This window comes from Gilliamella sp. Nev5-1, from assembly GCF_001690895.1.
GTDB lineage: Bacteria > Pseudomonadota > Gammaproteobacteria > Enterobacterales > Orbaceae > Gilliamella > Gilliamella apicola_C.
Map to the genome: position 1 here is coordinate 1 of NZ_LZHO01000079.1, position 20,341 is coordinate 20,341.

A 20,341-nucleotide genomic window follows, 5' to 3' on the forward strand; every position below is an offset into this window, starting at 1 on the left:
GTAAATTAAGTATTGACTCGTGCTTAAGCACAACTTCTATTTTTCTATTCTCTGGACAGGTTATGGTGGTGGTTTCGATACTCTTTTGTTCGTAACTGGCTTTTTTATCGTTATTATTAATAGACAACACTCTGTCCATTTCAAAGGTCGGACCGCCCAAAGCACCGGACGTTTTATTAAAGGCTTGAACACACCAGTCTTCAAGTATTTTTTTGTATTCTTCAGTTAATAAGGCTTTTCGTTTAAATAAGTCTAAATCGCGTTCAATTGATTCAATGTATTCCATAACATTCCTTATTTATTACTAAAAAAGTCTGCGTTTAAAATTTCAAATGGATTGGTGGCTAATTGCAACTCTTGTTGTAACGCTAAAACTAATTGCTGTGTCATTTGGCTATCTGCTGTATTTGATTTATGCTTAGCGGCTAGGTGCATAATTTTTTGTTTGATTAATGCTTCTGGAAAGGCGTCATATAGGGGTAAATTATTTTCTTTTAACCATAACAACATATTACTGATTAAAGGTGTCAGTGTCGTTTGCACTAGCGTGTCAATAAGTGGCTGTGGCACCTGCCACCAAGGCGAAGTTTGCACCGCTTGCTCAACGGGTACATGCACCACATGTGATTGGTGATTAATCCAGTAAAAAGCAAAAGCAGGCAGCACGTCTTGCCAGCTATCGGTAAAATAATCAAGCATGATTGACAAGTATTCACCATCCCAATAGCGAAAAAACACCGTTTCACCATCGGGCATAATCGCTTGGGTTAAGCTCCGTAAATGAGCGCAGATGTCTGCAAAGGGTAAATGAGAGCGTGCTAGCCAACCCCAGTCTTTGTGCTCAGTGTTATTAATCCAATCTAAAAAGGGGCTATGCTCATCAAGCCTAACTAGCATGGGCATAACAGAAAACCAGTGCTCGTAAGGGGTGCCAGTATAAAGACCATAGGGCGTTTGTGAGCCATCAGTGATATAGTAGTTTTTAACCGCTTGCGCATCGCTGACATTAGAAAGTACGGCATACAAAGGCATGGCAGAGGTAGCGGTAATCGTGCGCCATTAAGACAGTGGCATAGCTAGCATAATCTGCTCCTTGCATTGCGCAATAAAACCCGTACTACTAAAAATCCGTTTAACTTATAAAAGACAAGAAAGGGATATTGAATAAGGCGATTGATGATTAAAGCAATATGACTAACAGCGCGCTCCATGATATTTACCTAAATTCCTTTAGAAAGTATTAAGAAACCGAAAAATAAAGATATTTTTTAGCTAAGATAAGATTATTTTTTATTCTATGCAACCTTTTTTTAGTCTATTTTTGTTATTTTTTACTTATTTTGAAAAATCAATACATCTGTATCAGGTTGTTACGCTTGGCGTAAATGTGAATCAAAATTAAAGGGGGGATTTGATAATATCGAAGCACTTTATTGGCAACATAAAGTATTAGCTGCATCAAGCTTAATGCACCATATTAGGAATATGGGCTATGATGTAGCAGAAAGAACGGTAAATCAATATGATAAAAACCAGTCAGAAAAACCATTGATTTTATTGAAGTTTTTGTTTTGTGAAATAATGGCAAATAATGACGAATAATGACATTACTTCTTTTGCGACAAGGCTATTTTATGATGCACTGCCCGATATATTTAAATATTAGGCGTATGTGAATACTAACTTTTTTGTAACGAATATTTGCTTTGCACTAACTGGCTATTAAAGGCTATTTTAGCTATTTGCTATAGTCTTAATAAGCGTTTTATCAACCATATAATCATCTTCTTTTTAAAACAACCCGCAGATCTTCACCTACCATCGTAGTCGATTCGAACTGAAAGTTGGGTGCCATGGATAATTTTTGTAAATTAGGCAATATACACATATCTTTCGAATTATGCCCAAGTAATTTTGGCGCATAATAGATAATCAGTTCATCAACTAAGTCTTGGTCTATTAGTGCGCCAGCTAAGTGTGCACCAGCTTCAACCCAGACGGAATTTATGCCTTTTTTTCCAAAAAGTGTTAGTAAATGAACTAAATCAATATGATTTTGGGGAGAAGATTCAATAATTAATTGAGTGTTGGGGTTATTGAGCGCAATATCTTGTTTGCGCACTACCCATATTTCGCCCAGTTGCTTAAAAATATTTTCTTCGCCTGTTAGTTGATTCTGACTATCGATAATGACTCGTATGGGTTGCCGAATATTTTCAGGAGGATAAATTTGTTTTATGTCATCAGGCAATTGTGCATGCCTGACTGTTAAGCTAGCATTATCAGCTTGCACCGTCATGCGAGTGCTCAATATACAACTTGCTTGCGCTCTGTATCTTTGTACATCTTGCCTTGCAATACTTGATGTTATCCATTTGCTTTCACCTGATGCCATAGCGATTTTACCGTCTAGCGAGGCAGCTAGTTTAAGTTGTACATATGGCAATCCAGTTCGCATTCGCTTTAAAAAACCTTTATTAAGCGATTCAGCTTGAGCGGCTAATACTCCAACAATAACCTCAATTCCCGCATCACGTAATCGTTTAATTCCATTACCTGAAACATCGGGGTTGGGATCTTGCATAGCAATCACAACACGTTTAATTTGCGATCTAATTAAGGCATCAGCACAAGGAGGCGTTCGCCCAAAATGACTGCAAGGTTCCAATGTCACGTAAGCCGTTGCACCTTGTGCGGCTTTTCCAGCCATGTTAAGTGCGTAAACTTCGGCATGTGGTAATCCTGCTTTTTGATGATAACCCGTGCCCACAATCTGATTATTTTTTAAGATCAGGCAACCGACATTAGGATTAGGTGACGTGGTAAAACGACCCAGTTTAGCGAGCTCAATAGCTTGCTGCATATAAAAATAATCGTTATCGTTTATTATCATTTAGGGTGTTATTTCTGTTGTAATTTGGCAATTTCATTGCTAAATTGTTCGATATCATCAAAACTAAAATAGACCGATGCAAAGCGGATATAAGCTATTTTATCAAGCTTTTTGAGTTCTTCAATAACGTAACGACCAATTAATTTCGCTGGTATTTCACGTTCGCCTGTTGATCTAATTTTTGATTTTATACGTGTAATAGCATCTTCAATCGAGTCAAAGCTAACAGGGCGTTTTTCTAAAGCTCGTTTTATACCATTGCGCAATTTATCTTCATTAAATGGCTCACGAACTTTATTACTTTTAATGACATTAGGCATAATTAATTCAGCAATTTCAAATGTGGTAAAACGCTCATTACATTCAACACATTGTCGTCTTCGACGTACTTGAAAGCCTTCACTAACAAGCCGAGAATCAATCACCTTAGTATCATTTGCATTACAAAACGGACAAAACATAATAATATCCTTATAATGACACAATTTAGATTACAATAGCTCAAAATTTTGATTTAAACAAGATTGATTAGTATTTTCTATTCTTGATGAGATGTATATTTTAGCGTTAAGAATAAAGGGAGCTATTTAATGAGTAAGATTAGCTAAGCGGTAAAGTAAGACAATTGAGAGCATTATCACTCAATGAATTAAATGCCGCCGATTTCTTGGCGGCAGTACAAAATTTACCATTCTAGCTTCATTAAAAAATTACGTAATTTGGTAAAATCATTCGGCATATAATGGGAAAGTAGTGTCATATCTGCTCGTTCAGCTAATGCGTTAGGAAGTGCAATTTGCTTGCCAAGAATATTTTCAACGACTTCTTTAAATTTAGCAGGGTGCGCAGTACCTAAAAATAAGCCATATTCACCCTTTTGTAACTGATCACGTAAAGCACGATAAGCAATTGCGCCATGTGGTTCGGATAAATAGCCTTTTTGATCGAGTTCACAAACGGTTTGTTTAGCAACTTCATCAGAAACCGCCGCATGAGCCAGTGATTTAAGATCCCAACCTTCACGCTGATAAATTTCTTCAATTCTAGGCCAGTTATTGGGTTGACTAACATCCATTGCATTAGATAGCGTTGCAATTGTTGCATGTGGTTCCCATTTACCAGTTTCTAAATATCGAGGTACTGTATCATTCGCATTAGTTGCTGCAATAAAACGCTTAATTGGTAAGCCCATGGTTTTTGCAAGTAGCCCAGCGGTTAAATCACCAAAGTTGCCACTTGGAACCGAAATAACTAATTGCTCACGTTGTTTGGGTGTTAATTGAGCGTAAGCTTCAAAATAGTAACATATTTGAGCGAGTAATCGGCTGATATTGATCGAATTAGCAGAGTTCAAACCAATTTTAGTTTTTAATTCTTCATCATCAAATGCCTTTTTCACTAATGCTTGGCAGGCATCAAAATCACTTTTGATGGCAATGGTATGAATATTATCACCAAGTGTACAAAAGAGTTTTTCTTGTAATGGGCTGATTTTCCCTTCAGGGTATAAAATAACGGCCCGAATATTCGGCAAATGATAAAATGCATGGGCGACAGCTGCGCCTGTATCGCCAGATGTCGCAGTTAAAATAGTGATTTTTTTATCTGCTGCCACTTGAACTAACGCTTGTGCCATAAATCGCCCACCAAAATCTTTAAATGCTAGTGTGGGACCATGATAAAGCTCTAATGAGCCAATATCTGCTTCAACGGATGTTATGGGGGCAGGAAATTGAAAAGCATTTTTAACTAGTCTGTACATATCATCACTGCTAATTTCATCACCAATAAAAGCAGATAATATTTTGGCGCTACGAGTAACAAAATCAAGATTTAATAATGATTCAATTTCGTTTATGGAAAATTTAGTGAGTTCTTGGGGAAAGAATAGGCCTTGGCCTTTTCCTAATCCTTGTTGTACCGCTTGAGAAAAACTAACTTGTTCTGAATGATCTTTTAAGTTATATAATTTCATAATTATGTTCCGGTTATCTTTAATCTTTCACTTTTACTGCTATCAGCTTGAACAGTAAAAAGTTAACGTATTTTTTAGATTTAGTCCTGTTTTTATAATAAATAAACTTAAATAATTCTTGCGCCTAGGGGATCTATTTTACAAATATGGGTAAAGCCTTCATCATTTTGTAAATAACAATGTTTAAGCAGTAATTCAATTTGTTGTGCAGTTTCAAGTTGATCTGCAATGACAAACATTGTTGGACCTGAGCCAGAAATTCCCGATGCTAGAGCTCCGAGCTGTTTGGCCCGTTTTTGTATTTCATCAAAGCTAGGTAATAATTGTTTGCGGTAAGGTTCAGCAATATTATCAACAAGCATTGCCGAAGCCAATTTAGGTTGTTTGGTATAACAAGCATGCAAAAAACCACCCACATAGCGACCGTGTGCTACGCAATCCGCTTTTTGATATTGAGCCGGTAATATTGCTCGCGCTTCAGCGGTTGAAACCTTAATACCGGGGTATGCCATCACCCAATACCAATCTTCAAAATGAGGTATTGATTCGCTAATTATGCCTATTTCATCAAGGATAAGTTGCATTCCACCTAAATAGCAGGGTGCCACATTATCATAATGCACGCTACCCGAAATGCGTCCTTCAAGCTTCCCCATCATTGTAAGCATTTCAAACTCATTAAATGGTTTATCAAAAAACTCATTTAAGGCAACAAATGCGCCAACCACAGAGCAAGCACTTGATCCTAATCCCGAACCTATTGGCATATTTTTTTCAAGAGTCATACTGACGGGCAATGTTTTACCCATTGCTTGACAAAAATACTGCCAGCATTGATAAACAATATTGTTTTTGGGATCATTGGGGAGGTTTTTCACAAATGAACCTTTGCTAGTTAACAAAAATTTGCTAGCAGGTTCAACAGTGATACAATCGCCAAGCATCACACCACTAATAGGGCTAATTGCTGCACCTAATATGTCAAAGCCAACACTAATATTAGCCATTGATGCAGGCGCATAAACAGTTAAAGATTTATGATTCATTTAGCCTCCTATTTTGCCTGATGTGGTACGTAAAATATCAGCAAAAACACCCGCAGCGGTAACATCATTGCCAGCTCCATAGCCTCGTAATACGAGTGGTATAGGTTGGTAATAACGCGTATAGAAAGCTAAGGCATTTTCGCCATTTTTGACTTTATAAAGAGGATCTTCGCTATCAACGGCTTCAATCTTAACATGGCATTGCTTGTTTTCTATACTGCCAACATAGCGCAGAACTTTGCCTTTTTTTGCGGCTTGTTCTGATTTTTCTTTAAACGCGGCATCCAATTGTGGCAATTGTTTCATAAACTCATCAAGGCTACCTTGTGTATACTCAACAGGTAGAACAGATTCTACATTGATTTGATCAAGCTCTAATTGTAATCCTGCTTCTCGAGCTAAAATTAATAGTTTTCTCGCCACGTCAGTGCCTGATAAATCATCACGAGGATCAGGTTCAGTAAAACCTTTCTCTTTAGCCAATTTAGTTGCTTCAGACAATAACATGCCTTCATCAAGTTTACCAAAGATGAAAGAAAGTGAACCTGACAATATACCTGAAAATTTAATAAGCTCATCCCCTGCATTGAGTAGATTTTGTAAGTTTTCAATAACAGGTAATCCAGCGCCAACATTAGTATCGTACTGGAATTTTCGTTTACTTTTTGCCGCTTCTTGGCGTAAACGCAAATAATAAGCCATTGAACTGGTATTGGCTTTCTTATTTGGCGTGACGACATGAAAGCCATTAGCTAAAAAGTCCGCATATTTATCAGATACTTCACTACTTGATGTACAATCGACTAGAATTGGGTTGAGTAATCGATTATTTTTAGCAAACTCAATAATTCCGTCTAACGTGTAACTATGTTCACTTTGTCTGATTTGATCTCGCCAATTGGTCAGATCAATACCATCACGGTTAAGGACATTATGTTTAGAATTAAATAGCCCACAGACACGAAGATCGATCTGTTTGTTTTTCAGCCATTTTTGCTGGCGACTAATTTGATCAATAAGTGCGCCACCAACGCCACCAACACCAATAACAAATACATCAAGCATTTTGTCCGTACCAAATAACATTTGGTGAGCAACTCTTACGCCCATTATGGCAATATCATTATCAACCACAACAGAAATTGAGCGTTCAGATGAACCTTGAGCAATGGCGACAATATTAATATTCGCTCTGGCTAGGGCTGTAAAAAAGTTAGCTGATAAGCCTCGTAATGTACGCATACCATCACCGACAACTGAGATAATTGCTTGTTTTTCAATGACTTCAATAGGTTCAAGTAAACCATCTTTTAGCTCTAGGAAAAATTCATCATTTAATGCCTCTTCAGCTCGACTGAGCTCAGTTTGTGGTACACAAAAACTAATACTATATTCTGATGAAGATTGGGTAATAAGCACCACTGAAATGCCGGCATAAGACATGGCAGAAAAAATGCGAGCCGACATACCCACCATGCCCTTTAAGCCAGGGCCAGAGACGTTAATCATTGCCATATTATTTAAATTAGTAATGCCTTTTACTGGTGTTGTTGAATCAACAACATTGGCACCGATTAATGTACCTGGTACATCAGGATTATTTGTGTTTTTTATTAAGCAAGGAATTTGAAATTGAGCAATAGGTAAAATAGTTCTTGGGTGAAGAACTTTGGCGCCAAAATAAGATAGTTCCATTGCCTCCTGATAAGATAGAGTTTTAAGAAGTTTTGCATCTGGCACAATACGGGGATCACAAGTATAAACACCATCGACATCAGTCCATATTTCACAACTATTAGCACGCAGACATGCAGCTAGTACCGATGCAGAGTAATCCGAACCATTACGCCCGAGAGCAACGAGCTCACCTTTATCATTACCCGCAGTAAAACCAGGCATTAAAATTATATGATTTTGGGGAATATGCATTTCACTAAGTCGGCGTGAAGACTCTGCGATATCGACGGTTGATTCTAAATAGTTACCTTCAGCAATTAGCATTGCTACTGGGTTTATTACAGTAACTAAATGCCCCCTGGCTTTAAGCAGTTCTTCCATAATGGCAATAGATAGTTTTTCGCCACGGCAGATAATTGATGCATTAATGCCATCTGGGCATTGACCTAATAAAGCAATCCCCTTAAGTAATTGCTTAACATTGTTTAATTCATCAAGTGCAAAGCGCTTCATCTGTTCATAAGCAAAATTAGGTTGTGCTTTTGCAATTCCTTCTAGTAAATTAGCAAAGATTTTCTCAGCATCACAGATATTATTTTGTATATCCTGCCCAGCAACTGTTTTTTCTACCATTGCAACTAAATGATTAGTGATTTTAGCTGGTGCGGATAAAACAGTTGCGTTTTGCTCTTGTTTAGCATTATTTTCAATAATCTCTGCAACGCGTAAAAAACGTTCTGCGTTAGCGACAGATGTTCCTCCAAATTTTAAAACTTTCATATCACACCTTTATTTATTGTTCTAATTTATGCCTATTACCATTCAAAATACCTTTTACCCAAAAAACATCATCGGTTTAAAAGTAGTAATAAGAAATCAAAATATTAAAATTTTATCTTTCTTTACTCTTATGGTTTTTGAACCTATTTTTATAAAACTAAAAACCCGCCTATTTTGGCGGGTTTTTTATATTTTCAAGGAAAAATTAACCCGCCCTATCTTGAATAATAGTGCTTAAGGTGCTAATAATGTTTGAAATAATCATTATCATTTTCATCATTTCCTAATTAAATTTATTTTTTAAACGCTAAAAACAAAACAGCCTGACATTTTCATGTCAGGCTGTAATTTTAAAAAAACTTTTTGCTGTTTTCGTACTCATTAACAACTTTATTCAATGCTTGATAGATACTTTCAGTATCTTGCTTTTTTAACGCTTCATCAAGAATATTAAGATACGATAACATTAGCTTTTGATTGTCTTCTGCAAACTTTGGTGATATTTCCTGATCTTCATATAGCATGACATAAGTGCGTGCAAACCCAAAAATCAAAAAATAGACTGCTGCATTTTTTGTATCTTCTTGAATTAATGTTTGCATAGCGTTACGCAGTTTTACATAACTGTCTGTGCCTGGTAAACTTGCCGCAAATGTTTTAGTTACTTCAGTAAATACCATTACGATTAACCTCAATCAAAACCACAAGAAAAAAGAATAGCAACCCTAAAGCAGAAGTGCAAGTCTATTTTGTTCTTCAAATCTATTTTTTATTATTAAAGGGAGCGAGCATTTATAATTTAACCTCCACAGTCAATACGTTTTAATTACTCACTTTCTTTGTAAAGTGCTAATCCTGCTGGAACTTGAGCAACTGGCATTATCTCAAGTGAATTAACATTAAAATGCGTTGGTGTATTAACTAGCCATGAGACAGTATTGGCGATATCATCTGGAGTTATATAATCAATCCCCTTGTATACGGCAGCTGCTTGCTCATTATTTCCATGAAATCTAACATTAGAAAATTCAGTACCACCACATAATCCAGGTTCGATATTAGTCACCCTAATGTTTGTTCCTAAAAGATCGGTACGCAAATTAGCACTAAATTGTTTAACAAATGCTTTAGATGCACCGTATACATTTCCACCTTTGTAAGCATAGGCACCAGCTACAGAACCAAGGTTAATGATGTAACCAAAATTACGCTCAACCATACTAGGCAAAAGCTGATGGGTCAAGTGGATTAATCCAATTATGTTAGTTTGGATCATTGTTTCCCAATCATTGAAATCAGCTTGATAAGCTGGTTCTAATCCTAAAGCCAATCCTGCATTGTTAATTAAAATATCGATAGGTTGAAATGCTTTAGGAAGCTGTAACAATATTGATTCTATTGCATCTTTTTTTGTAACATCCAAAGTTAAAAAGGTAAAGTTTATTCCTAATTCATCTGCTAATTTTTGTAACTTATCTCCACGTCGAGCAACACCAATCACTTTATAGCCATCAGCAACGAGCTTACGACAAATTGCTTGACCAAATCCGGATGAAGCACCTGTAACTAAAGCGATATTCATAATAAGCCTCCTTATTGGCTAAACAAAAGTTTACGTATATTTTCATAAACTGTGGTATGCATAAACAAAAAAGATACAAATAAAAATAGAGTAAAGCACATAATTTCTTGAAATGATTTTACAAAATATTTATTTAATACCTAAAAAAACCCGCTAATTAAGCGGGTTGATATTTAATATTTCATGTAGCAGGTTCTTCTGCGGGTTCTTCATCTTTCAATGGAACAATTAATGTATCGATATGTGTATTATTAATAAGTTGACGAGCAGATGACATTAATTTACTCCAAAAGTCTTGATGATGGCCACACACGACAAGATCAGCGCCATATTCGTGAATTGCTTCAATTAATACTTGGTCAAATTCTCCATTTCCTAAAAGAGTATGAGCAATAGGATAACCCGCATCGTCGGCCAATTTATTTAAAGCAACGTGCGCATCTTGAGTAATTCGGTCTTTCATATCATTCATATTAATATCAACCAAACCAGTATAAAGATCTGAATAATTAATACCAACATGAATCAATGATATTTGAGCATTATATGGTCTAGCCATAGAAACAGCTTTTTCGACGAGAACTTCACTTTCAGGTGATAAATCCACTGCGACTAATATATGTTTATAAGCCATGATATTTTACTCCTTCCTATTTTTAAAGCCCAAATAAATTGAAAACCAGTACTCTATTTTTACTCCTAAATTAATTTTTGAGCAAGCCAAAAAAGTGATCCAGATAACAAAATTGAAATTGGAAGTGTTAAAATCCAAGTTAATGCAATACTTTTTATCGTTTTACTTTGTACTCCACCACCATCAACAATCATCGTTCCAGCAACTGAGGAAGAAAGAACTTGGGTTGTTGATACTGGCATGCCAGTATAGCTTGCAATCCCAATTGATAAAGCTGTTGTGATTTGTGCCGATACGCCTTGTGCGTAAGTCATGCCTTTCTTACCAATTTTTTCACCAATAGTAATAGCTACACGGCGCCATCCTATCATTGTTCCAACTGCCAATGCTGAAGCTACGGCAATAATAATCCAAACAGGTGCATATTCGACAGTTTTAAGCAGATCATTATTCAAAGATTTTAAATATTGCTTATCTTCTGATGTAACGTTAGGTTGTTTAGCAACATGCGAAACCGTGTCAGATAAACACAGTAATATACGTCTAGTTTGTGAACGTTGTTCTATTGTAAGCGACTGATAATCACTCATTTTATTGAATAAATTATTAGCAATCGCTAATGTGGTATATGAACGTGAATAATCACAATGATATTTATTCAAGTCGCCTTCTGGAACACTCGTATCTAATACCGGTTGTTTACCTATTATCGTTGTTAAATCGTCATTATGGGTAACAAAATACTCTTGAATATTGTGAATAGCATTACGAGTATTTGTAATATCATAGGTAGATGCACTCATGTTAACAATAAACCCAGCTGGAGCTATGCCCATCAACACTAACATCAATAAACCAATACCTTTTTGACCGTCATTGGCTCCATGAGAAAAACTCACACCAGCAGCTGAAATAATGAGCATAATACGAATCCAAAAAGGAGGTTTCTTTTTGCCATAGAGTTTTTCACGTTGCTCTGGCGTCATAAAAATACGCTCTCGTTTTTTACTGCTTTTTTTACTTTGTCCTTTACGCGTCCAGTATTTTCGTAGTAAAAATATCATTAGACCTGCAATCACAAGTCCAACAGCAGGGGAGACAATCAATGATAAAAAGATATGAATCATCTTAGGAATATTGAGTGCATTTATTATTGATGTGTCCATAATAAATGCGTTAGCAATTGCCACGCCAATAATTGAACCAATTAGGGTATGTGAGCTTGATGCAGGAATACCCACATACCATGTTCCAAGATTCCAAATGATGGCTGCAAATAAAATAGAAAAAACCATTGCAAGCCCATGAGCAGAACTTACATTAAGTAATAAATCAGTTGGCAATAGATGGACTATAGCATAAGCAACACTAAGTCCACCAAGTAGAACACCAAAAAAGTTAAACATGCCAGCCATAAAAACAGCGAGTTGTTCTTTTAATGCTCTTGTGTAGATTACTGTCGCAACGGCATTAGCTGTGTCATGAAATCCATTAATTGCTTCATAAAAAAGGACAAAAAACAGCGCCAAAAATAAAAATATAATGGTCGAAAATTCTAATTCAGCAAATAGAGGTAACATAATATATCTTTCTGTTGTTAATAGCTCCCCTATTATCCTTGAGAATAGGGCAATGAGCAAAACAAATTTTAAATTTTTCGTTTTGCATAACGCTCAGCTAAAATGGCACAAACCATTAATTGAACTTGATGAAAAATCATTAATGGTAAAATGATTACCCCTGTTATAGACATTGGGAAAATAATACTAGCCATTGGAATGCCGCTTGCTAAACTTTTTTTCGAGCCACAAAATACAATAGTAATTTCGTCTTCTTTACTAAAGCCAAGTAATCTTGAAACATGAGTTGTTATTAACAAGACAATAGTTAATAACATAATAGAGTAAAAAATAATTTCTAAAAGCGATAAAAAGCTAATTTGAGACCAAATGCCATTTGCGACGGCATCACTAAAGGCAACATATACAACTAATAAAATTGAGAGGCGATCAATTTTAGAAATAATACTTTTATATTTATCCACCCATTTACTAATGAAATACCTTGATAAATGACCAAGTATAAATGGCAACATAAGTTTAAACATGATAGAGATAATAGCATCTAGCATATTCATAGAATTCGAGGCTTGGGTATGCATCAATAAGCCAACCAAAATAGGGGTAATAAATACGCCTAAAAATGTTGACGCTGAGGCGCTACAAATAGCCGCAGCAACATTACCTTTTGCTATGGAGGTAAAAGCTATAGCGGATTGAACAGTTGCGGGTAATACACAAAGATAAACAAAACCTAAATAAAGATTTTGCGGTAAAAAAGTGGGAACCAATATTTGCATCATCACCCCTAGAGCAGGAAAGATAACAAAAGTGGTCATAAAAATAACTAAATGTAACCGCCAATTTTTTATACCAATCACAATTGCTTGAAAAGAAAGTTTAGCGCCGTGCATAAAAAAGAGCAAGCCAATAGCAAAGGTAGTCAGATTTTCAAAAAAAACTTTAGTCTGTCCTTTACATGGTAAAAAACTAGCTGTAATTACGACACAAATTAACGTTAACAGAAATGGATCGATTTTAAAACGTTGTAGGATATTCATAGTTTTGCTTTTAGTCTAATTAGTAAAAAAAATCGCCACGATTGTGGCGATATTAATAGGTAATAACTTTATTCTAAGAAACTACGAAGCACATCGGAACGGCTTGGATGGCGCAACTTACGCAAGGCTTTTGCTTCAATTTGACGAATACGTTCACGTGTAACATCAAATTGTTTACCTACCTCTTCTAACGTATGGTCTGTATTCATATCTATACCAAATCGCATACGTAATACTTTCGCTTCTCTTGGCGTTAGCCCTGATAAAATATCACGTGTTGCACTACGCAAGCTTTCAGATGTCGCTGCATCTAACGGTTGCTCAAGAGCGGTGTCCTCAATAAAATCACCTAAATGCGAGTCTTCATCGTCCCCAACTGGTGTTTCCATTGAGATTGGCTCTTTAGCAATCTTAAGTACCTTACGAATTTTGTCTTCTGGCATTTGCATTCGTTCGGATAACTCTTCAGGTGTTGGTTCACGACCAATTTCTTGTAACATTTGGCGTGAAATACGGTTTAATTTATTGATTGTTTCAATCATATGTACCGGAATACGAATTGTTCTTGCTTGGTCAGCAATTGAACGAGTAATGGCTTGCCTTATCCACCAAGTCGCATAAGTCGAGAACTTATAACCACGACGATATTCAAATTTATCGACCGCTTTCATCAAACCAATATTACCTTCTTGGATAAGATCCAAGAATTGTAACCCACGATTCGTATATTTTTTTGCAATGGAAATAACTAAACGCAAGTTAGCTTCCACCATCTCTTTCTTGGCGCGGCGGGCTTTAGCTTCACCAATAGACATCCGTCTATTAATATCTTTAATCTGTTCAATAGATAGACTAGTTTCTGTTTCGATTTGTTGCAATAAGTTAACCTGAACTTGAATTGGTTCTTCAAACTGTTTCAAACTTACAGCAAATGCGCCTTTAGCTGTGAGCGCTTTTTCATACCAGCTCATATTATTTTCGTTACCGGTAAAATACGTCATAAACTGTTTTTTCGGCATTTTGCATTGTTCAACACAAAGCTTCATAATCACGCGTTCATGTGCTCGGACTCGTTCCATCATACTGCGCATATTATTAACGAGAATATCAAACTGTTTAGCGACTAAACGAAATTGTTTGAATATTTCTGATAGATTTTCGATCTCTTTTTGTGCTTTGTTATGAGCTCGGCCATATTTTTTGATCGCATCAGACGTTTTATCGTGTTGCTCTTTTAATTCAGCAAATTTAGCTCTGGCAACTTCAGGATCAATAGAAACATCATCATCGGTTGAAGAGTCTCCTTCTTCATCCTCATTTTCATCGTCACTATCATCAATTTCAATTTCAGATTCACTAACTTCTAAATCTTCTGGCAATTCGTCTGTCACTTCTTCAGCATTTGGGTCAACAAAGCCTGTAATCAAATCAGATAAACGAACTTGACCACTTTCGATTAAATTATATTGCTCTAAGAGATAAGTAATTGCTTCTGGATATTCTGATACTGAAGTTTGAACTTGATTGATACCATCTTCAATACGTTTAGCAATATCAATTTCGCCTTCGCGTGTTAGTAGTTCAACCGCGCCCATTTCTCGCATATACATACGAACAGGATCAGTTGTTCTACCAATTTCTGATTCAACATTAGATAATACTAAGGCAGTTGCAGCTTCAACAGCCTCTTCATCAGGGACATTATCTGAAAGTAATAGCTCATCAGAATCTGGGGCTTCTTCAAGTACTTGAATCCCCATATCATTAATCATTTGGATAATATCTTCAATCTGATCTGAATCAATAATCTCTTCCGGCAAGTGATCGTTGACATCAGCATAGGTTAAATATCCTAGCTCCTTACCTCGAATGATCAGGAGTTTTAGCTGTGATTGAGAATTTTGCTCCATAAAAGGTATCCACTTTAGTTATTTGGTCATCTATATTATATATGTAGACTAATAGTTGGAGTCTACATATAGCCTATATATTTAGTCTTTTCTTGATAAAACAAGTATTAAAGTCGCCAATTCTTTTTTCTCTGCGGCACTTAAGCCAGAGACTCTCTCTTTTGCGATCAGTTCATCTTGCCTTTGGGCGAGTATATTATCATACAACTCTTTTAAAGTATGTGAAAAAGTTGAGCTTATTTCATCATCTTGATAATGGTGCTCCCATGTTGATAAACGGCTTAACTGTTTGTAAAACGGCCTGTCTATGCATTCTGTTAATATTTGTGCTGTTGTTATATTGGGATAACGTTGGCATAATTCAAGCAATTCGATAAAAATCTCAATTCCAGCCATGTTAACTTGACGAATTGCATTGAGATCAGAAACTTGCTCAGCAAGATTTGGGTATTGAAGTAGTAAACCAATTAAAATGCGCATCGTAGTTAATTTTATTTGTGTTCTAGGTGTATTTTCATTGGCTTTTTCATCTTTTTTAGAACGATTTTCATTTAACAATTGTTCTAGTTGAGAAACATCAAGTAAACCTAAATAATTACCTAATTTTTGTAATAAATTTAATCTGAAAGCTTTTGCTCTAATTTGATCAAGCAACGGTAAAGCTAGCGAACTTAATTTCGCTTTTCCTTCAGCCGTTTTTAAATCAACTTGCTTTAAAAGCTCATCAAATAAAAATTTTGATAGATTTGGCGCTTCATTTAAATATTTTTCAAAACCCTCTTTACCAACTTTACGCACAAAAGTATCTGGATCTTCATCTTGAGGTAAAAAAGCAAAGGTAATTTTCTTTCCATCGATTAAACAAGGTAATAAAACGTTCAGAGCTCGCCAAGCAGCGTTTCGTCCAGCATTATCACCATCATAACAAAATATGACCGAATCTGTAGCTCTAAACAGCAATTTAATATGTTCTTCTGATGTTGCTGTACCTAAAGCGGCAACAGCATAATCAATGCCATATTGAGCAAGCGAAACCACATCCATATAACCCTCAACCACTACAAGTTGCTGAGGGTTACGATTAACCTCAAGTGTTTCATAAAGTCCATATAACTGAAAACCTTTATGAAAAATAGGGGTTTCTGGTGAATTAATATATTTTGCAGGATCATTAATGATAGTTCGCCCACCAAATGCTATAACATTTCCTTGCCTATCTCGAATAGGAAACATGATTCGCCCGCGAAAACGGTCATATTGGTTACGGCTATCATTGGTTACTAACATACCCGCTTGCTGATAAAGTGCAGCTTCAGCTTTTGTTTTAACCACATTTTGTGATGTTAATCGCCATTCATTAGGCACAAAACCAATTTTATATCTGGCGATAATTTCGGCATTAAGCCCTCTTTGTTCAAGATATTTATGGGCTTCTATGGATGTTGGCAAGGCCAATTGCTGTTGATAAAAATTAGTAATTTTAGCCATTAATGCATACAAGTCACGGCGCACATTTCTAGATTCGATATGCTTTGATTGATCTATTTGACTATTATCAGTATCAATATAAGGTACCTGAATACCTTGCATGCTAGCTAATTCTTCAATAGCTTCAGGGAAAGATAACCGTTCATATTGCATTAAAAAATTAACAACAGATCCAGAGGCACCACACCCAAAACAATAATAAATCTGCTTTTTCTCATTAAGTGAAAAAGAGGCGGTTTTCTCATCATGAAAAGGGCAACAACCAAAATAATTATTCCCTTTTTTTTTCATTTTGACGCGCTTGCTAATGACATCCAAAATATTGGTTCGAGCAATTAGATCTAAGGTGAAATCGCGAGGAATAAAACCTTTCATGATAAATTTTAACCAATTTTACTGTTACAGAAAGGCAACAAGCCGTATTAAAAATACGGCTTGTTAGAATTCTTTATATTAGAAGATAACAAATTGATTTTAATATCAATTCCAACTTTCAGTATAAATAATTTTAAAACTATTAATATAGACGAGTGCGACGAGCGTTTTCTCTTTCTAATTTCTTAGCATGACGTTTAACAGCTGCAGCTTTTGCTCGTTTACGAATAGTGGTTGGCTTTTCGTAAAATTCACGATTACGAACTTCAGCTAAAACTCCTGCTTTTTCACAAGAACGTTTGAAACGACGTAATGCTACATCGAAAGGTTCATTTTCACGTACTTTAATTACTGGCATGTGCCTCTCACCTCAAATTTGTTTAATATCACAAGGGACTAAAATTTAGTGCGTAATTTTACTCCTAATCGATATATGTTGTAAAGTAAAAAATAGAATTATTATCAGACTACAAATTAATTTGCTAATCAAAATATAGCGTCAGATAATAAATCAAATCTCATTAAGAATAAACAGGAGTTTTTCATGCCATCATTTACAGGTCAATACCCACAACGTCGCTTACGTCGTAACCGAGTTCATGACTTTAGTCGTCGTATGGTTGCAGAACACAGCTTGACCGTCAATGACCTCATTTATCCAGTTTTCATTATTGAAGGCAATAATGTTACTGAACCCATTACCTCAATGCCAAATGTAAATCGAATGAGCATTGATGTATTACTAAAAGAAGCAGAACAAATAGTTAAATTAGGGATCCCTGTCCTTTCATTATTTCCTGCTATTGATCCGGTAAAAAAATCATTGCTAGCGCAAGAAGCGTATAATGAAAATGGATTAGTACCAAAAGCTATCCGAGCATTAAAAAAAGAGTTCCCAGAGCTAGGCATACTCACCGATGTTGCTCTTGATCCTTATACTACACATGGGCAAGATGGTATTATTGATGAACACGGGTATGTACAAAATGATATTTCCGTTCAAACGCTTGCTAAACAAGCGTTAATGCAAGCAGAAGCAGGTGCTGACATTATAGCACCAAGCGATATGATGGATGGACGCATTGGTACAATACGTGATGAACTAGAAAAACAAGGCTTTGTTAATACGCAAATTATGGCTTATTCAGCAAAATATGCATCAAGTTTTTATGGACCTTTTCGCGATGCGGTCGGTTCTGCTAAAAATATAAAAGGCAGCAATAAAAAAACTTACCAACTCGATCCAGCGAATAGTAGTGAAGCATTACAAGAAATTTATCAGGATTTAAGTGAAGGTGCGGATATGGTCATGGTTAAACCAGGCATGCCTTATCTTGATATAGTTCGAAGAGTGAAAGAAACTTTCGCTGTGCCCACATTTGCTTATCAAGTATCTGGGGAATATGCCATGTTAACAGCAGCAATCCAAAACGGTTGGTTAGATGAAAAATTAGCAATTATGGAATCTTTACTTTGCTTTAAACGCGCTGGTGCAGATGGTGTTTTAACCTATTTTGCTAAACAAGTCGCTGAGTGGTTACATCAAAAATAACAATATTTGTTTAAATGTTGTTGACATTCTTCCCCACCCAAAAGGGCGGGGATTCCTGCTGCAGTTAGTTTATGGCTGACTCGCTTCGGTGGGTTTCTGCTACTGACGACATTACTGCATCGTTCACTTCACAGACGCTTGGGGTATGGCCTACCCTGAGTATATTTAACGCCCAACAACATCGACATTTTCTTTGTAGCCACAACTTACACATTTAAAGTTAGCTTGTGTTTTACGATTATCTTTTGCTACATGAGAACAACAAGGGTAGGTTTGATTTGTATACTTAGGAGCTACACTGTATACAAATCCTCATCGCCAATAGCTTTTATATTCAAGTTGACGTCTAAATTCATATCAGGATTGATCTAATATGGATTTATTTAAACCTGATTTTGCTTTAACGTTTCTACCATGTTCCAAGTGATTACCTTTTATTGATTTAGACATATTACTTACTTTTAAGTCTTCTATGTATATCATAGCATGGTTTTAGTTGATTTCATTTGAAATCTTATGTAAGTAGTCTTTTCCAGTATTGGTTATATGATGATGTAGTTTAGGTACTTTCCGTTTGGGCTTTATCCAGTTTTGGCTAAATTTTTCTTATGATTAAGTTATTGCTGTAATTTTTCTAGTTTTAATTGGTTTTGTTTGAATATATTTAATAGTTCAAAGTAAGCACAATTGTTTAATGTCGCAAAACGGCTAATCCCCATATAATACCAATTTCGGTATTAGATTGATGTATTGGCCCTACTTGTTCATATTCAGTCTGAATAGAAACAAACCATTTACCACAAACTAAACTGACTGTGGCATTTTTTATCGTACCGATAATTAATTGACTTTGTCTGTAACGAATATAACCCACTTTAGGAATGAAAATACGCTTATTATTTTCGTCTAGTTTTGTCCCTTGCGGAAAACGAATGCTTTCCTTAATCTTTTTTTCTTAAACTTAGGGAAATCCGATTGTTTTCGAAAAAAATTACGGTAGGCGGCTTCTAAATCTTTTAATGATTGTTGTAATGCTTAGCTATGGCAGGTTTTTAACCACCCGTATTTTTCTTTCATTCAGGAAGTAAATTGGCTATTTGGTATAACTGAACTTGATTGTATTATCTTGTTCATATTGCGCTTTTTGCCGCGCCAAAGCCTGATTAAAAACAAACCGAAAACATCCGCCGCAAAACTGTTTAAGTTTACGGACATGCTCACCATTTGGCATTAATTCAAATTTAAAGGCTTTGCGTATTATCGTATCTATTCTACTATTGTTTGTTCTATGAATAGGCAAGATGAAATTAGACACGGTAGATACTGTGTATTTAAAATACATGCTCACTTGGTGTTTGTTACTAAATACCGAAGACATGTCTTTACTAAAAATATGATTGATGATTTAAAACCTATATTTGAAAAGGTATGTTTAGGCTTTGATGCCCAGCTTATCGAGTTTGATGGTGAGGATGATCACATTCACTTGTTAGTTAATTATTCGCCTAAAATTGCATTATCTTCACTCGTTAATAGCTTAAAAAGGTGTTTCCAGTAGAATGATTAGGAAAAAATATCATTCTCAAATTAAAAGTAAATTATGGGGCGGCTCTTTATGGTCTCCATCCTACTTTGCCGTCAGTTGTGATGGCGTACCTATTGCTATTATTAGACAATATATAGAGCAGCAACGAATCCCAACCTAAAACATTAAAACGACTTCGTAATTTAAGCCTTATATCCTCGCCCTAAAGGATGAGGTTTTACGGCTAAACTGATAAATTTCCAAGAATCTATATCAGAATAAAT

16 protein-coding genes and 2 pseudogenes are annotated in these 20,341 nt (G+C 35.8%); 2 read left to right on the plus strand and 16 right to left on the minus strand.

All coding sequences use genetic code 11. The features are described from left to right. From A9G41_RS10830 to rpsU, 15 genes are all read right to left on the minus strand, one after another. Positions 1-286 (minus strand): hypothetical protein (locus A9G41_RS10830; protein WP_143425460.1); only part of this gene is annotated, 286 nt, incomplete at its 3' end. A gap of 8 nt (positions 287-294) precedes the next feature. Further along, entirely contained in the window at positions 295-1,032 is a 738-nt protein-coding gene (locus tag A9G41_RS10835) for a DUF4123 domain-containing protein (protein ID WP_075539667.1), read from the minus strand. 748 nt (positions 1,033-1,780) lie between these two features. After that, the gene (gene ribD, locus A9G41_RS10840) at positions 1,781-2,893 is read right to left on the minus strand and encodes a bifunctional diaminohydroxyphosphoribosylaminopyrimidine deaminase/5-amino-6-(5-phosphoribosylamino)uracil reductase RibD (RefSeq protein ID WP_065583352.1); all 1,113 of its coding nucleotides are present in this window, start codon (positions 2,891-2,893) and stop codon (positions 1,781-1,783) included. An 8-nt stretch (positions 2,894-2,901) separates the two neighbouring features. After that, positions 2,902-3,354 (minus strand): transcriptional regulator NrdR, encoded by a 453-nt coding sequence (gene nrdR, locus A9G41_RS10845; protein ID WP_065567847.1) that lies wholly within the window; start codon positions 3,352-3,354, stop codon positions 2,902-2,904. Positions 3,355-3,578: 224 nt separating this feature from the next. After that, entirely contained in the window at positions 3,579-4,868 is a 1,290-nt protein-coding gene (gene thrC, locus A9G41_RS10850) for a threonine synthase (protein WP_075539668.1), read from the minus strand. 107 nt (positions 4,869-4,975) lie between these two features. Continuing rightward, on the minus strand, positions 4,976-5,914 hold the full coding sequence (thrB, locus tag A9G41_RS10855; RefSeq protein ID WP_065583351.1) for a homoserine kinase: 939 nt from the start codon (positions 5,912-5,914) through the stop codon (positions 4,976-4,978). Beyond that, positions 5,915-8,371, minus strand: coding sequence for a bifunctional aspartate kinase/homoserine dehydrogenase I (thrA, locus tag A9G41_RS10860; RefSeq protein WP_075539669.1), 2,457 nt, complete (start codon positions 8,369-8,371; stop codon positions 5,915-5,917). Between the two features lie 350 nt (positions 8,372-8,721). Continuing rightward, positions 8,722-9,051: a hypothetical protein gene (locus tag A9G41_RS10865; RefSeq protein WP_065567851.1), complete on the minus strand. Its 330-nt coding sequence runs from the start codon at positions 9,049-9,051 to the stop codon at positions 8,722-8,724. 146 nt (positions 9,052-9,197) lie between these two features. After that, complete coding sequence (locus A9G41_RS10870; protein ID WP_075539670.1) at positions 9,198-9,953, minus strand: SDR family NAD(P)-dependent oxidoreductase; 756 nt, start codon at positions 9,951-9,953, stop codon at positions 9,198-9,200. 181 nt (positions 9,954-10,134) lie between these two features. Beyond that, positions 10,135-10,587, minus strand: a complete 453-nt coding sequence (uspA, locus tag A9G41_RS10875) for a universal stress protein UspA (RefSeq protein WP_065588612.1) — start codon at positions 10,585-10,587, stop codon at positions 10,135-10,137. A gap of 65 nt (positions 10,588-10,652) precedes the next feature. Continuing rightward, positions 10,653-12,167, minus strand: a complete 1,515-nt coding sequence (gene pitA / locus A9G41_RS10880) for an inorganic phosphate transporter PitA (RefSeq protein ID WP_075539671.1) — start codon at positions 12,165-12,167, stop codon at positions 10,653-10,655. A gap of 68 nt (positions 12,168-12,235) precedes the next feature. Further along, the gene (locus A9G41_RS10885; protein ID WP_075539672.1) at positions 12,236-13,207 is read right to left on the minus strand and encodes a bile acid:sodium symporter family protein; all 972 of its coding nucleotides are present in this window, start codon (positions 13,205-13,207) and stop codon (positions 12,236-12,238) included. A gap of 68 nt (positions 13,208-13,275) precedes the next feature. Further along, positions 13,276-15,117: an RNA polymerase sigma factor RpoD gene (gene rpoD / locus A9G41_RS10890; protein ID WP_065567856.1), complete on the minus strand. Its 1,842-nt coding sequence runs from the start codon at positions 15,115-15,117 to the stop codon at positions 13,276-13,278. A gap of 81 nt (positions 15,118-15,198) precedes the next feature. Then, the gene (dnaG, locus tag A9G41_RS10895) at positions 15,199-16,980 is read right to left on the minus strand and encodes a DNA primase (RefSeq protein WP_065567857.1); all 1,782 of its coding nucleotides are present in this window, start codon (positions 16,978-16,980) and stop codon (positions 15,199-15,201) included. Positions 16,981-17,122: 142 nt separating this feature from the next. Beyond that, a complete protein-coding gene (gene rpsU, locus A9G41_RS10900; protein ID WP_034882800.1) occupies positions 17,123-17,338 on the minus strand; it encodes a 30S ribosomal protein S21 in 216 nt (71 codons plus the stop codon). Between the two features lie 186 nt (positions 17,339-17,524). Between rpsU and hemB the strand changes: the two genes are divergently transcribed. Next, positions 17,525-18,532 carry a porphobilinogen synthase gene (gene hemB / locus A9G41_RS10905; RefSeq protein ID WP_065583346.1) on the plus strand — a complete coding sequence of 336 codons (1,008 nt, stop codon included), beginning with the start codon at positions 17,525-17,527 and terminating at the stop codon, positions 18,530-18,532. A gap of 64 nt (positions 18,533-18,596) precedes the next feature. Here hemB and A9G41_RS15110 read toward each other — a convergent pair. After that, positions 18,597-19,763, minus strand: a pseudogene (locus tag A9G41_RS15110) (RNA-guided endonuclease InsQ/TnpB family protein). Between the two features lie 57 nt (positions 19,764-19,820). Between A9G41_RS15110 and tnpA the strand changes: the two are divergent. Further along, positions 19,821-20,238, plus strand: a pseudogene (tnpA, locus tag A9G41_RS10915) (IS200/IS605 family transposase). Positions 20,239-20,341: the final 103 nt, after the last annotated feature.